The organism is Mycobacterium sp. (genome assembly GCF_004298145.1).
Lineage (GTDB): Bacteria > Actinomycetota > Actinomycetes > Mycobacteriales > Mycobacteriaceae > Mycobacterium.
This window is the reverse complement of the sequence record NZ_SCRH01000038.1, coordinates 223,199-237,313: the sequence shown is the minus strand read 5'-3', so window position 1 is coordinate 237,313 and position 14,115 is coordinate 223,199. Positions and strand designations below refer to the sequence as shown.

The window sequence follows — 14,115 nt, the reverse complement described above, 5'->3', positions numbered from 1 at the left end:
GCCGGAAGTCCCGATGGGCGGGACAGAAATCGGGCTTATGCAGGGCGTATTCGGCGTATTCATCGGCACATTTCTCATCGGCCTTCGCGAGGGCCTAGAGGCCTCGCTCATCGTGAGCATCGTCGGTGCCTTCCTCAAGCGCAACGGCCAGACGATCCGTCCGATGTTTGCCGGTGTTGCCCTTGCCGTGGTGCTCAGCGTCGCCGTGGGCGTCGGCCTCGACCTGTTCGCCACGAGCCTGCCGCAGGCCCAGCAAGAGATGATGGAGACCGTCATCAACGCCATCGCCGTGGTGTTCGTGACGACGATGATCCTCTGGATGAACGGCAACGCCGCGCAACTCAAGGGTGAACTCGAGCGGGAGGCCCGGCAGGCCGTCAACCGCGGTAGCGCGTTCGCGTTGGCTACCATGGCCTTCCTTGCCGTCCTCAAGGAGGGCTTCGAGACGTCGGTGTTCTTGCTGGCGGCCGCCCAGACGTCGCACGGCAACAGGTGGTTCGCGGTGCTGGGGGGCGCCGTGGGGATCGTGGCGTCGGTCGGGCTTGGGGTGGGTCTGTACTACGGCGGCCTGAAGCTCAACCTCGGCCGGTTCTTCCGGGTCACGGGAGTCTTTTTGGTGTTCATCGCCGCGGGGCTGGTCCTGGGTGCGCTGCGCACCGCACACGAGGCGGGCTGGGTGAGCATCGGCCAGCAACAGGTGCTGGATCTGTCCGGGTGGATACCCGGCAACTCGGTGCTGGGCGCGGTGACGACGGGGGTGCTGGGCATACCCGCCGACCCTCGCCTCATCGAAGTGCTGGGCTGGCTGCTGTACGCCGTGCCGGTGCTCATCGTCTTTCTGTGGCCGGCTGGGCTCGCCGCCGCACCGCGAGCCCGCAGCCGGCTGCTGGCGGCGGCCTCGGCGCTGCTGCTCGTCGTCGCTGCCGTGCTGGCGACCATGACGCCCGCCGATAGCGCGTCGCCGAGCGCACGGGTACGCACCGTCACCGACCGCTCCGGCCACATCGCTGCGGTGTCGATGGTGAACGGGCCGCACGGGCGCGAGCTGAACGTCGCCCCCGAGGGCACCTCGCCGGTCCGCAGCGTCCCGCTTATCCCGGCAGGCGTCCAAACCGTGGACGGCCTGCCGGTACAGGTATGGCAGGCTCCCGAGGCTGCTGGGGCCGATGGTGCGCCGGCGGTCACGCTGGATCAGTTGCTCAGCATGACTGGGGGCCGGCTGCCGGTCGGTCTCGCGGTGGGCCGCACTCCGGGGCCGTTTCAGGGACAATGGTCAACGATTACCGTGTATACCGTGCTCGCGCAGGGTGATTCCGTGGTAAGCGCGCACGCGACGAGCAACCGTACGGCGATCCTGACCGGTGGTGGGCTGACCGGGGCCAAGACCGTCAGCCTTGGCGGGCTCCCGACGGACTGGTCCACATCCGGCGCCGAAGACCACTCGACTGCGGCCGAGATCGTCGCGAGCGACCGGAATCGTGGAGAGCGGCAGCTCTGGAATGTCTGGCTACCACTGGTGCTGGGCGGTTTTGCCCTGGTTTGCGGCCTTGGGGCTATAGCCTCGACGCGGCAGCGGCACGCCGGACGAACGTGAAAGGAACCGATCAACCGTGAATCGTACCGCCTGGGCCGGGCGCCGGACCTGCAGGATATGGTCGGCCGCAACGGCTTTGGCCGCCGTCGCGGCGTTGTCTGCGACCGCATGCAGCCACTCGGGTAATGACTCGAGCCATGCCCAACAACCGAAACCCGGCGCCACCAACGCGGTCAAGGTCACCATGGCCAACAATGCCGGCGCAGACGGCTGCGCGCTGGACACCACCAACGTGCCCGCCGGGCCGGTGACCTTCACGGTCGCCAACACGAATGCGCCCGGGATCAGTGAAGTCGAATTGCTCAGGGACCAGCGGATCGTCGGCGAGAAAGAGAATCTGGCGCCCGGCCTGGACCCGGTGTCGTTCACGGTCACGCTGGACGGCGGTTCCTACCAGCTCTACTGTCCCGGCGCGAGCACCGAATACCAGACTCTGACGGTGACGGGTCAGGCACCGGCAACGCCGACGGGCACCGTGGCCGGCATCCTCGGTCAGGGCACCAAGGACTACGCGGCATACATCGTCAAGCAGCTCGGTCAGCTCAACGATGGTACGAAGGCACTCGATGCCGCCGTGCAGTCGGGCAACGTCGACGCCGCCAAGGCGGCCTACGCCAAAGCCCGGTTGTTCTGGGAGCGTTCGGAGTCCACCGTGGAGGGCTTCGTGCTACCGGGCTTCGCGGTCGGTGACAATTCGGGCAGCCTCGACTATCTGATCGACATGCGTGAGTCCACGCCGGTCGACGCCAAGGTCGGGTGGAAGGGCTTCCACGCCATCGAGCGCGATCTGTGGCAGGGCGGCGCGATCACTGCCTCAACGAAGGCTTTCAGCACCGAATTGGTCGGCGACGTCGGCAAATTGAAAGGCATTGTCGCCACCTTGCAGTACAAGCCCGAGGACTTGGCCAACGGCGCCAGCGACCTGATCGAAGAGATCCAAAACACCAAGATCACCGGCGAGGAAGAGGCGTTCAGCCACATTGACCTGGTCGACTTTTCCGGCAACGTCGAGGGCGCCCAGCAGGCGTACGCGTCGCTGCGGCCGGGCCTGGAAAAGATCGACGGCAATCTGGTCCACCAGATCGATCAGCAATTCCAAAGCGTGCTCGCCACCCTGGACGGATATCGCGACCCGAGCGCGCTCGGCGGCTACCGGACCTACACCGCGGCGCTGAAGGCCAGCGACGCACCGAAGCTCACCGCGGTCATCCAGCCGCTCCATCAGAGCCTGTCCACGGTCGCCCAAAAAGTCGTCTCGGCCGGCTGATCGTGACCGACGACATCACCCAACCACCCGACAGCGATCCGAACGACGCCGGCGCACCGGCAGACTCCACCGCTGTATCGCGCCGGCGCGCGCTTGGCGGTGCCATGTTGGCCGGGCTCGGCGGCGCCGCAATCGGGGCCGTCGGTGGCGGCTTCGCCGGACATGCGATGGCGGCGGGACAACGCGGCGATGACGATGACACCGTCGACCTGCGGCGCAGTTATCGCTTCTACGGCCAGGCGCACCAGGGTGGAATCGACACGCCGCCACAGCGTTACGCGATGTTCATGTCGTTCTCGCTGGCCGCGGGCGCCGGCCGCACCGAATTGCAGACCCTATTGGCACGATGGTCGGCAGCTGCCGCAATCCTGCAGCAGGGAAAGCCGGTCGGCACCGTCCAACCGCAGGTCGAGGTGCAGCCCCCCGCTGACACGGGGGAGGCCTACGGGCTGAGTCCCGCCGGCCTCACTGTCACCGTCGGGCTGGGTCCGTCGCTGTTCGGTGACCGTTTCGGACTGGCCGCCCGCCGGCCCGTCGTGTTCACCGACCTGCCAACGCTGAACGGAGACAACCTCGATCCCCGCCTGCGCGGCGGCGACCTGTCCGTGCAGGCGTGCGCCGACGACCCCCAGGTCTGCTACCACGCCGTGCGCAACTTGGCCCGGCTCGGCCGCAACATCGTCTCGCCGTTCTGGGCGGTATTGGGTTTCGGTCGCGCCTCGGCCGGCCCCGGCCAGAACACTCCGCGAAACCTGTTGGGATTCAAAGACGGAACCCGCAACATCGCCACCGATGCGGAGTACGAACGGTTCGTCTGGGTCGACGGCAGCGACCAGCCCTGGATGAAGGGCGGGACCTACCAGGTCGTCCGCAAGATCCGGATGCTGATGGAGACATGGGATGTCGACCGGATCGGCAATCAGCAGAGGATCTTCGGCCGCACCAAAGAGGAAGGGGCGCCGCTGAGCGGCAAGGCAGAGTTCGATACACCGGACTTCGCCGCCAAAGGCGCCGACGGTAGCCCGCTCATCGATCCGATGTCGCACATCGGCCTGGCCGCCCGGGAAAACAACGACGGCATCATGATCCGCCGGAGGTCCTACAACTACACCGACGGCCTCGACGCCAACGGCCAGCTCAATGCCGGTCTGCTGTTCATCTCGTATCAAAATGATCCGCACGCTTTCATCCGCCTGCAGAACCGCTTGGGCGCCCACGACCTGCTCAACGAATACATCCGCCACATCGGATCAGCGATCTTCGCGGTGCCGCCCCCACCGGGTGAAGGCCACTACATCGGACAAGGCTTGTTCGGCTGAGCGCTGATCACTGCGCGACTGCAGCAGCGCCGGCTCTAGCGATCGCGCCAGACCGCAGGCCCGAGGGTTGATGACCAAAGCCTCACGACCGATACACCTATCTCCGATAGCATCGTTCGTGATGGAGGGAGAACGAAATGTCCGCACCCGTCAAACAACTCGGTATCGTCGTCGCGGTCGACGGTTCGCCGGCGTCAACGGCCGCCGCACGCTGGGCGGCCCAGGAAGCCGCGATGAGAAACATTCCGTTGACCGTCGTGCACGCGGTGACGACGCCCACCACGACATACCCGCCGGTCCCGTACCCTGAATCCCTCGTCACGAATCTCGAAGACGAAGGCAAGAAGGCGATCATGCACGCGATGAAGGTCGCCGAAGACGCGATGCCGGGTGGTCGCAAGGTGCCCATCGACAGAAAACTGGTCTACGCGGCCCCGGTCCCGGCACTGCTCGAGGCGTCCGATACCGCGGAGATGATCGTCATGGGCAGCTCCGGTCGGGGAGCGCTGGCCCGTGGTCTGCTCGGATCGGTCAGCTCGACCGTGGTACGGCACGCGAATTGCCCGGTCGCAGTCATCCGTGACGAAGAGTTGCCGGATTTGCGGAATGCTCCCGTCCTACTGGGCACCGATGGATCGCCGGCTTCCGAACTCGCCACGGAAATCGCGTTCGACGAGGCGTCACGTCGCGGCGTCGATCTGGTGGCCATCCATGCCTGGAGCGACGCGGCGGTGAGTGAAGTTTTCGAAATCGAGTGGCCGGCGGTGGAAGGCGAAGCGCAACGCAGCCTCGCCGAGAGCCTGGCGGGTTGGGAAGAACGCTATCCGGATGTCACCGTTCATCGATTCATTGCCCGCGATCGGGCGGCGCGACATCTCATCGACAAGTCGGAAACGGCACAGCTGGTGGTCGTTGGCAGTCACGGTCGGGGTGGGCTGGCGAGGATGCTGTTGGGCTCGGTCAGTAACGCGGTCCTGCATTCGGTCCGGATACCGGTAATCGTCGCTCGCCCGCCGGCGTCTTCATAAATCCTTCACCGATTGCGCGCCTCGAATTGTGCACCAGCGCAGCGGAATGCAGGTGCGACGTGATCGCTTCGACGGCCTGGCCGGAGACGCAGTGCGGCCCCTCGGTCCCGCCGAGGCGGGCTGCGATCTGCCGGCGCCCGCTACCCGACGGCGGATTCTTCGAGGGTTAGCGACTTCGCGTCGGCGGAGACGATGCGGGCAACCAGCTTGCCGCCACGGATGACCTCGATCGTCTGCCCCGCCGCGACCCGATCGAAATAGCGTCCCGCACGCTTTCGCAGTTCGTCGAGCTCGATCCCCCCACCAGGGTCCGCCGGAATCGGGGTTCTTTCCGATGCTTCGGCCGACACGATCCGCGCCAGTAACCTGCCGCCACGAACAACACTGATCGTTTCCCCGGCCGCGACCCGGTCGAAGCACCGGCCGGCCCGCGTTCGCAGTTCGTCGAGCCCGACCCATCCACCGGAGTCCTGCGCAGCGGGTGCGACGGATCGTGCAGGGATCGGCGCCGGCCTCCATTCCCCGACCGACACGATCCGCGCCACCAGTTTGCCGCGACGGACGACGTCGATGGTTTCCCCGGCCGCAACCCGCTCGAGATAGGCACACGTATCACTCCGAAGTTGCCCTAGACCAATGGCTTTCCGCATGTCGCTCCGATCCTTGCGTTCACTGGTTGATATCGGTGGGTTGAACCCCCCGAGCCGCGGTGGCGGTGGGGGGTTCACCTCGGTGGCGCCAACATGTCCTTCCATCCGTCGTCGCCCGTTTTCCTCGAATTCTCGACCGCGTACTTGACCCCGTCGGGCCCCACCAGTTCGCCGCTCTGAGGAACGTAGACGGCCGGGGGAGGACCGGCGGGGGTATAGACGCACGGGTTTGGCTGTTGCCCATTGCATTCGACGGTTCCCGATCCCGGGCGCTGCAGCGGATCGCTGACGGGGGGTGGCGTCCCCGCCACCCTGTCGGAGGGCGCCGGGTTGAGGCCGGTGTTCACCGATGGCGCGGGTATCACCTGACCCGGCTTGACCGGCTGGTCGCAGCGCGCCGCGGCCGCCGGGCAGGTCAGGATCTGGTTGGGGTCGCCGTACCAGGGGTTGGTGCCCAGCGGAACGTACGGCTTCGTGTCTCGACACTCCCGCGGCGTGGCGGCCCGCTTCCCGGGTACGTCGACACACGGGAGATTGCGTGCCCCACGTACGGCGTTGGCCGGATGGTCCTGCGGGATCTTGCAATACGTTCCGGACGGCATCGGCGCCAGGCTGGTATCCGCGGGAGACCGCCACTGAGGTGCCGGGAGAAACCCGGTCAGGCACGGCGGGGGCTGGTTGATCGTCAGCGACGTCCCGAGAGCGGCGTAGCCCGGGAAGGCCGCCGTCACCGTCTCGCCTTCCGATATGCCCTGCGGATAGGCCACCAGCAGTTGCTCGACGCCCTTGTGGTATCGCTTGAGCATGTCCAGCACGATCTCGACGTTCGCCAGTGTCTGCGGCAGTGACTCGCGGACGTCGCCGAACACCTCGTTGACCTGATCGGCGGTTGGGGCCGCCTGAGACAGAATGCTTTTGACGTGCTGGTCGTTTTCCGCGCCCTGCGCGGCGAGGGTGTTCAAGTTGTGCGACCAGCGTTTAATCGCGTCACCGGAGTCGACCTGGCTGTCGATGACCGGCCCCGAGTTTTGGATGATGTCGTTGACATCGTTGATGTTGGTCTTGAAGTCGCCGGCGATCGCCTGCGTTGCGTCGACCAGACGTTGCAACGCAGGGCCCAATCCGCCGACCGCTTGGGCTGTTTCGTCAAGCAGCGAAGCGATCTTGTCCTTGGGCAGCACCGCCAGCCCGCGGTTGGCGGCGTCCAGCGCCGGTCCGATCTCGGTGGGCACGGTACCCTTCGTGATGGTCTGTCCGGGCGAGAAGTATTGGCCCGAGTTGCCTACGGACGCCAGGTCCACATACTGCTCACCAACCGCCGACACCGAATGCACGCTCGCCGACGCGTCGATCGGGATCCTGTAGCGATCGGAGATGCGCATGGTCACATGCGCGCCCCGCTCGGTCGGCTCGACGGAGGTGACCGTGCCGATGGTTTCACCGCGATAGGTCACGTTGGCCGTCTTGTACAGGCCGCCCGACGCGGGCAGGTCCGCCTTCAGCGTGTACTGGCCGATCCCCACCGCGGCGGGAATGCGCAAGTAGTACCCGCCCAACACGATCGCCGTGACCACGCTCAGGATCGTGAACGAGATAATCTGGCGCCAGATGAAGCGGGTCAGCATTGCCGGTCCGCCCTTTCGACCAGCGGTCCGCCCGGCGCGTCGTTGGGGTTCGGCGTATAGCGCACATCGGGGATCATCGTTTCGGGGTCACGGCCCCAGGACTGCTCGAGGGCGCGCAGCGCCCCGGAGAACCCGGTCCCGGTGAGGACCGCGTTGTCGACGGCGCTGAGGGTCAGGTCGAGGGTGAGTGACAGGTTGAAGTAGTCGCCGCGGAACGCCTTCGGCACGGCGTCGATGTCGAATGGCCGCACGATGATCAGCTTGAGCGCGCGGATCAGGTACGGCGATGCGCGGCCGAGTTCCCGCAACGGGCACTGCAGCGACAGCAGATCCTGGTGGAGGTCGCTCCGCGAGGCGGACAGGTATTGATCGGCGACCTGGCTGAGCCGTCCGGTCGCGTTGACCGCGTCGATCAAGAGGTTCTGCTTATCCGCGAAATGCTTGATCAGTGGCGGGAATTCGGTGAGGACGCGATCCAACACGTCCGATCGGGTGCCCACGTAGGCCAGCAACCGGTTGGTGGAGTCGATAGCTCGGGTGATGTCCTCGCGTTGCTCGTTGAGCCGGGCGGTGAACGTGTCCAGCTTGCCGAGGAAGGCGCGGATCTGGTCGGCGCGCCCGTTCACGATGTTGTAGATCTCGTTCTGCAGCACCTCGATGTTGGGGATGCCGCCGCCACGCAAGATCATGGCGAGGCTGGCCAGCGTCTGCTCGGTGGTGGGGTACGCGGACGAATTCTTCAGCGGGATGGTGTCGCCGTCCCCCAGTCGCTGCGGGGACGGGTCGGGGGGCGCGGTCAGTTCTATGTGCTGAGACCCGAGGAGGCTGGTCTGCCCGATCTTGGCGGTGGCGTTCTTGGGTAACTTGACGCCCTTGTCCAGCCGCAGCGTCAGCGTGGCGACCCAGTTCTTCAATTGGATCGCGCGCACGGTGCCGACGAAGACGTCGGCCACCCGGACCCGGCTGTTCGTGTTCAGGGCCAGCGTGTCGGGCATCTGTACGTAGACGGTGTAGGAGCCGTGTCCGGTGCCCGGGCCACCGGGCATCGGCACATTCGCGATTCCGTGCCACTTCGCGCACGACGTCAGCACCGCCGCTGCGCTCACTATAGCCAGCCCCTGCCAGGTGCGGTGCCGGATGCGAGAACCCCACGCGCACAGCGCGTTTACCGTTACCATCACGACCCCGGCCCTGTGGGCGCCGCCACCGGCGTGGGCGCGACCGGTCCGGGGACCACTCCCGGCGCGGGCGCCGGCGGCGGGATCGGCACCTGTGGGGCCTGCAGGCCGATGGGTGGCGACACCGGATATTCGTCGTAGGCGTTCGGCGGTCCCGGCGGGGTTTGCAGCCCCGGCGGCGGGGGTGCGGTGTCCGGGCCGCCCATCAGTTCGGCCAACGAGTCGGGGGTCAGCAGGCCGCCCGTGACCGGTCCCACCTGTGTACCTTGCATGCCCGGCGCGACTACCCAGCCGGGCTGGGTGTTGCGGTGCGAGAGCGGGGTGTCGGGCACCCAGATCCCGGGCACCGTGGTGTCCTTGTATCCGTTGGGCGGCTGTAGGCGCGGCTCCGAGTAGGCGATTTCCTTGGGCAGCGTCTCGGCGGTGCTGAAGAGATTCAGCCCGAACGGTAGGTAGTTGAACTTGATCGCATCGAGAATTGGCGCCAGGTATTGCGCACACAGCTCGGCGGACTCTTGATACCCCAGGCGGCTACCGGCCTGAATCATGCTGCAGAAGAACTGCATTGGGTTCGCGAAGTTAGGGATTGCCGGGATCGACATGACCGCGCCATGCGACGGGTGATAAATCTGGCTGAGGTTCGTCTCCAGCGTCGGCAGGACGTGCAGGGCCGTCTCCAAACCGTTCAGCGGCTCGGGTTGGACCAGCGTGGTGGTCAGGCTGGCGAGGTTGTCGACGTCGTGCGCGAACACCTCGCGGTTCTTGGCCAGGAACGGGCGCAAGGTGGCGAGCAGGCCGTCGAATTGCTGTAGCGCATTGGCGAGATCGTGGTCAGACCCGGTCAGGTTGCCGGTGAACTGGGCCAGGTTGTGGTTCAGCGCGACGAACTGCTGGTCGTCTTTGTGCAGGGCGTTGACGAACAGTGCCAGGCTGTGCGCCACCGCGAAGAAGTCACCCCGGCCCTGGTTCAGCGCGGTGAAGGCTTGCGACAGGCTGTTCAGCGTGGTGTTGATCTGCTTGCCCTTGCCGGCCAGCCCGTCGGCGAAAGATTCGATGAGGTCACCGAAGGGACCCTTGGGCTGCTCGGGCGTCGGGCCGAGTTTGCTGATGATGTTGGCGACGCTGTCGCGCAGTTCGTCGAATTCGGTTGGCACCTGCGTGCGCTCGATGGGAATCACCGCGTTGTCGGCCATCACCGGGCCACCCTTGTAGGGGGGCTCCAACTGGATGCTGCGCGACGCCACCAGCGTGGGGTTGACGATCACGGCGGACGCGTTGGCGGGCACCTTGTACTTGTTGTCGTAGTGAAACGTCACCTTCATCTTGTTGCCGGCCGGCTCGACCTTGTCGACCGAGCCCACACGAACACCCATGATCTGGACTTTGTCCCCGGAATAAAGCGCGTTCGCCGTTGGGAGGTAGGCGATTACGGTGTTGTTGGTCAACTTCTGGTAGATCCGCCAGCCGGCGAACCCCGCGATGACGGCCAGCACCACCACCAGTGCTCCGATGGCTCGGCGAAGCCACGGATTGCGGATGTCGAAGACGGCGCTCAATTCTGGTTACCTCCCGTTATGCCGCTGCCTCCCGTGCCGCCCGGCGAGATGAACGGGGCGGGCAGCTGCAGCCCGGGCCCCGGCGGCGCGGGTGGCCCCGGCGGAAAGCCCGGCGCGAACGTGGATGGCGGTGGGGTGGGGCCGGCCGGTTGCAGGTTCTCCGTGCGCGCCCCCGGCGGTGCCTGGGTGGGCAACGGCACCGGTGTGCCCGGAACATCCGGGGGCGCCTCACCGGGCCGCCCGGCGATCGGGATCCCCGGCGTCGGTGGCAGGCCGTTGGGGTTCGGCGGCGACGTCTGCACGTCGATCGGTGCCGGGAAATTGCCGCCGAACGCACCGACGTCTACGCCCGTGCAGGGCAACGGGTTCCACGGCCGCGGCAGCGAGTCAGCCGGTGGGGTGTACGAACACGCCGTTCCCGGCGGGACGGCGGGTCCCGGATGGTCCGGGGTGCCTTCCAGCACCGGGGGTGCGGGCGGTGGCGCGCCGTTGGGGAACCGGGTGCCGTTCGGGTCGGGCCAGCGGAACTCGGGCAGGCCGGCGCTGCGCCAGAAGTTCTCCGGGTCGATACCACGCTTCTTGAAGGCGGCGTCGACCCACGGCTGCAAGACCCAGTACGGCAGCAGGTTGGACAGGACTATCTTGAAGTACGGTCCGGAGGCGACGGATTCCCCTAACGATGCGGCGAATTGGCTGACATACGTGAAGGTTTGAGCCAGGTCATCTTTGCGCGCCACCAGTACGTCGCTGATGGCGTGCAACTGCTCCAGCACGGGATTCAGGTTCGGGTTGTCATTGATGAACCCCTGCACCTGGGCCGAAAAGGCCGAAACGTTCTGCAGCAGAGTGCTGATTGCCCGTCCGCGCTCGTTGAATGCGGCCAGCAGCGTCTTCGTGTTGACCAGCAGCCGGTTGATTTGTTCGCTGCGGTCGCCGAGGACGCTGGCCACCTGGGTGGCCTGGGCGAGCAGGTGCTTGATCTGTTCGTCCCGTTTGCCGATCGTGTCGGAGAATTTGGCCAATCCGTCGAGGGTGGGGCTCAGGTGCGGATAGGTCTGATCGATGGTCTGGGACAAGACGTTCAGCGATTGCTTGACGCTGTCGATGTCCCAGCCCGCGGCGGCCTTGGTGACGTCGAAGACCGCATCGTAGAGCTGATACGGGGTCGTGCTTTGGCCCAGCGGCAAGACACCCCCCGGCCGCAACGCCCTGGCTCCCCGTGGCTCGATCTCGAGCACCTTTTTACCCAGGATGGTGTCGGTTTTGATCGCGAGTCGGCTCTCGGTGCCGATGGTGTTGCCGCCGATGGAGAACTTGATCACGACGTGGTCCCCGTCGATGTCGAGCGACTGCACCGCACCGACGTTCACGCCGGAGATGCGCACCTTGTCGTTCTTGTTCAGTTGACCCGTGTCGGTGAACTGCCCGTAGTAACTCGGGCTGGCGAAAAGCATTGGGACACTGGTGAAACTTTGGCCGACGACGACGACGAGCGCCAGCACACCGGCGCCCATGAGCCCGACACGGCCGCGGTTGAATTCCGTGAGTGTTCTCATTGCGGCGTGCACCTGCCCGTGGGCTGCTGCCAGAGCCGGACAGTGCGGACGGGGCCGCCGGCCTGTAGCCCGTTCCACTTGATCGTGAGGTCGCACACGTAGAAATTGACCCAGTCTCCGTAGAGGCCGATGCTGCGTCCGATCAGGTTGAGGGCGGTCGGCGTCTTGTGGATGAGATCACCGAGCTGATCTCGTTGGTCGACCAGCGGCTGCTGCAGGGCCTGCAGGTAGTTGATCTCCTTGTGCAGCAGAGCGCGGTCCTCGCCTAGCAGGTCGGCCACCGTTCCGGCGGCGTTGCTGATGTTCGCGGTGCCGGCGGCCAGGGGGTCGGCGTGGTTCTGCAATCCGGTGATCAATCTCTCGAAATTGTCGACGGTCTGGTCGAATTCCTTGCGATGCCGAACCGTGGTGTCCAGCAACACGTTCAGGTTCTTGATCACCTCGCCGATGGCTTGGTCGCGCTCCGCGATGTGCGCGGTCAGCTGCGCGGTCCGGTCGAGGATGTCGTTGATGGTGCCGCCCTGGCCCTGGAAGACGGTGACGATGGCCGACGCGATGGTGTTGACCTTTTCCGGATCGAGCGCCCGGAAGAGCGGCTTGAAACCACCGATCAGGGCGTCGAGATCAAGGGCCGGTGAGGTTCGCGACAGCGGGATGAACCCGCCCGTCGGCAGGGCTTTGTCCGCGCCTTCGCCGTTGCCGCGAACCAGCTCCAGGTAGCGGTTGCCGATCAGATCGAGATAGCGGATCTGCGCCGTCGTCGACTGGTACAGCGGCACCGCGCGGTCGACGGTGAAGTCCACCTGAACCCGCTTGCCGCCCTCGATCAGCCGTATTTTTTTGACCTTGCCGATCTCCACTCCGGAGGCGCGCACGAACTGCCCGTCGCGCAGACCGCTGGCGTTGCTGAACTCCGCGGAATAACTGTTGGTGCGGTTGAACCGCATCTGCGCGAACACCACCACGATCGAGACGGTGATCAGCAGCAGCACCAACGAGACGATGCCGAGCTTGATAGCGCTGCCGGTGGCTTTCATGGGTTGATCGTGTTGTCCCCGACCTGGCGGCCCCACACGTATTCGATGGCGTATGGCGAGCCGGTGTCTAGGTGGTTGTACGGCGCAAGACTGGCGCCGGTGTCCACGACGAGGGACGGCGCCGGCCACAGGTCGTGGGTGATGCTTTGCCAACAACCCGGCGCGCCCCCGGGCCCGCCGCGAGCGTTCACCCGAGGGAGATTGTCCGGATACACATAGGGATTCGGTGCCCCGCCGACCAGTCCGGCCAGGCCCAGGAGCCCTATGGTGGCCGCCGTGCCGGCCAACCCCGGGAGCGTGAGGATGCCCCCTAATGCTGACGTCAGCTCGGTCATGGTCTTCAGCGCGTAGCCGTTGCCGCCGCCCACCGTCGCATAGGCCGCGGGCTCCTCGTCGTAATAGTTGCGGACGGTGCAGAAGATCTCGGGGCTATAGGTGTCGAGCAGCTGGGCGGTGGGCACCAGGTCGGCGACACCCCGTTGCAGATAGGGCCCGCCGCGGACGAAGATGTCTTCGCCCGTCTTGCCCAGGCCGGTTGCGGCCAACAACGCGGCATCGAGGTCGGCTTCCTGGCGGTGCAGCGTGCGCGCTGTGATCACCGCGTTGTTCAGGGCGTCGAACAGGTCGGGTGCGGCGTCGGCGTAGATGTCGCTCAGGGCCGCCAGCCGCGCGATGTCGTGGCGGATCTGCGGCATTCGCGGATTGATGTCGTCGAGGATCGCGTTGCCGTTGACGATCGACTGCCCGAACTTGTCGCCCAATCCGGTCAAAGCCTGCGCGGCCGCGGCCAGCGTCAGGTTCACCTTGACCGGATCCACCTTCTCCGCGATCGAAGTCAGCGTCTCGAACAACGTGTTGAACTCCGTCGTCACCGACCGGGCATCAATCACCTGCCGCGAGTCGATACGTTGCGGTGTAGGGTTTTTCGGCGCGGTCAATGACACATACTTGTTGCCGAACACCGTGGTTGCCTTGACGTTGGCGTTCACATTGGCCGGAATCAGCGAGATGTACTTCGGATTGACATCCAAGACGAACTTCGCCGCCGGCATGCCGTCCCGCTGGATCTCCGAAATGCTGGCCACGCGGCCGATTTCCACGCCGTTGTAGGTGACCTTTGACCCCGGATCCATCACCAAACCGGCCCGGGGCGCCACCATCGTCAAGGGGGTATTCGGCGTGAGCGTGCCCCGAAACTGCAACCAGACGAAGCCCAACACCGCCGCGAACACCATCAAGAACACCGTCGCCGCCGTCCTGTACGGCGGAATACGTTGCGGGTTCTCCTTCACCGGGGCCGTCATG

Annotated in this window: 11 protein-coding genes; 4 read left to right on the top strand and 7 right to left on the bottom strand. The window is 65.8% G+C overall.

The genetic code is table 11. The annotated features are described in order from the left end of the window. Window positions 1–37 precede the first annotated feature (37 nt). The 4 genes from efeU to EPN51_RS14775 all read left to right on the top strand — a co-directional run bounded on the left by efeU (window position 38) and on the right by EPN51_RS14775 (window position 5,208). Window positions 38–1,594, top strand: coding sequence for an iron uptake transporter permease EfeU (gene efeU / locus EPN51_RS14790; protein WP_366509446.1), 1,557 nt, complete (start codon window positions 38–40; stop codon window positions 1,592–1,594). Between the two features lie 94 nt (window positions 1,595–1,688). Next, window positions 1,689–2,861, top strand: coding sequence for an iron uptake system protein EfeO (gene efeO, locus EPN51_RS14785; protein ID WP_293044083.1), 1,173 nt, complete (start codon window positions 1,689–1,691; stop codon window positions 2,859–2,861). Between the two features lie 2 nt (window positions 2,862–2,863). Next, window positions 2,864–4,180, top strand: a complete 1,317-nt coding sequence (gene efeB / locus EPN51_RS14780) for an iron uptake transporter deferrochelatase/peroxidase subunit (RefSeq protein WP_293043808.1) — start codon at window positions 2,864–2,866, stop codon at window positions 4,178–4,180. A gap of 137 nt (window positions 4,181–4,317) precedes the next feature. Further along, on the top strand, window positions 4,318–5,208 hold the full coding sequence (locus EPN51_RS14775; RefSeq protein WP_293043806.1) for a universal stress protein: 891 nt from the start codon (window positions 4,318–4,320) through the stop codon (window positions 5,206–5,208). A 140-nt stretch (window positions 5,209–5,348) separates the two neighbouring features. Here the strand turns inward: EPN51_RS14775 and EPN51_RS14770 are convergent, their stop codons facing one another. The 7 genes from EPN51_RS14770 to EPN51_RS14740 form a co-directional block, all read right to left on the bottom strand. Next, window positions 5,349–5,858, bottom strand: a complete 510-nt coding sequence (locus EPN51_RS14770) for a hypothetical protein (protein WP_293043804.1) — start codon at window positions 5,856–5,858, stop codon at window positions 5,349–5,351. A 74-nt stretch (window positions 5,859–5,932) separates the two neighbouring features. Further along, entirely contained in the window at window positions 5,933–7,483 is a 1,551-nt protein-coding gene (locus EPN51_RS14765) for an MCE family protein (RefSeq protein ID WP_293043803.1), read from the bottom strand. Further along, window positions 7,477–8,661, bottom strand: a complete 1,185-nt coding sequence (locus tag EPN51_RS14760) for a virulence factor Mce family protein (protein WP_293044081.1) — start codon at window positions 8,659–8,661, stop codon at window positions 7,477–7,479. Before EPN51_RS14760 ends, EPN51_RS14765 begins: the two co-directional genes overlap by 7 nt. After that, window positions 8,661–10,217: a virulence factor Mce family protein gene (locus tag EPN51_RS14755; RefSeq protein ID WP_293043801.1), complete on the bottom strand. Its 1,557-nt coding sequence runs from the start codon at window positions 10,215–10,217 to the stop codon at window positions 8,661–8,663. Before EPN51_RS14755 ends, EPN51_RS14760 begins: the two co-directional genes overlap by 1 nt. Next, complete coding sequence (locus EPN51_RS14750) at window positions 10,214–11,773, bottom strand: MCE family protein (protein WP_293043799.1); 1,560 nt, start codon at window positions 11,771–11,773, stop codon at window positions 10,214–10,216. The genes EPN51_RS14755 and EPN51_RS14750 overlap by 4 nt, the downstream gene beginning before the upstream one ends. After that, window positions 11,770–12,810 carry a virulence factor Mce family protein gene (locus tag EPN51_RS14745; protein ID WP_293043797.1) on the bottom strand — a complete coding sequence of 347 codons (1,041 nt, stop codon included), beginning with the start codon at window positions 12,808–12,810 and terminating at the stop codon, window positions 11,770–11,772. The genes EPN51_RS14750 and EPN51_RS14745 overlap by 4 nt, the downstream gene beginning before the upstream one ends. Next, the gene (locus tag EPN51_RS14740) at window positions 12,807–14,114 is read right to left on the bottom strand and encodes an MCE family protein (RefSeq protein ID WP_293043795.1); all 1,308 of its coding nucleotides are present in this window, start codon (window positions 14,112–14,114) and stop codon (window positions 12,807–12,809) included. Before EPN51_RS14740 ends, EPN51_RS14745 begins: the two co-directional genes overlap by 4 nt. Window position 14,115: the final 1 nt, after the last annotated feature.

Excerpts from the sequence above, each read along its gene's own strand:
- efeU (WP_366509446.1), top strand. The coding sequence starts at position 38 with ATGCAGGGCGTATTCGGCGTATTCATCGGCACATTTCTCATCGGCCTT.
- EPN51_RS14775 (WP_293043806.1), top strand. The coding sequence starts at position 4,318 with ATGTCCGCACCCGTCAAACAACTCGGTATCGTCGTCGCGGTCGACGGT.
- EPN51_RS14770 (WP_293043804.1), bottom strand. The coding sequence starts at position 5,858 with ATGCGGAAAGCCATTGGTCTAGGGCAACTTCGGAGTGATACGTGTGCC.
- EPN51_RS14765 (WP_293043803.1), bottom strand. The coding sequence starts at position 7,483 with ATGCTGACCCGCTTCATCTGGCGCCAGATTATCTCGTTCACGATCCTG.
- EPN51_RS14760 (WP_293044081.1), bottom strand. The coding sequence starts at position 8,661 with ATGGTAACGGTAAACGCGCTGTGCGCGTGGGGTTCTCGCATCCGGCAC.
- EPN51_RS14750 (WP_293043799.1), bottom strand. The coding sequence starts at position 11,773 with ATGAGAACACTCACGGAATTCAACCGCGGCCGTGTCGGGCTCATGGGC.
- EPN51_RS14745 (WP_293043797.1), bottom strand. The coding sequence starts at position 12,810 with ATGAAAGCCACCGGCAGCGCTATCAAGCTCGGCATCGTCTCGTTGGTG.
- EPN51_RS14740 (WP_293043795.1), bottom strand. The coding sequence starts at position 14,114 with ATGACGGCCCCGGTGAAGGAGAACCCGCAACGTATTCCGCCGTACAGG.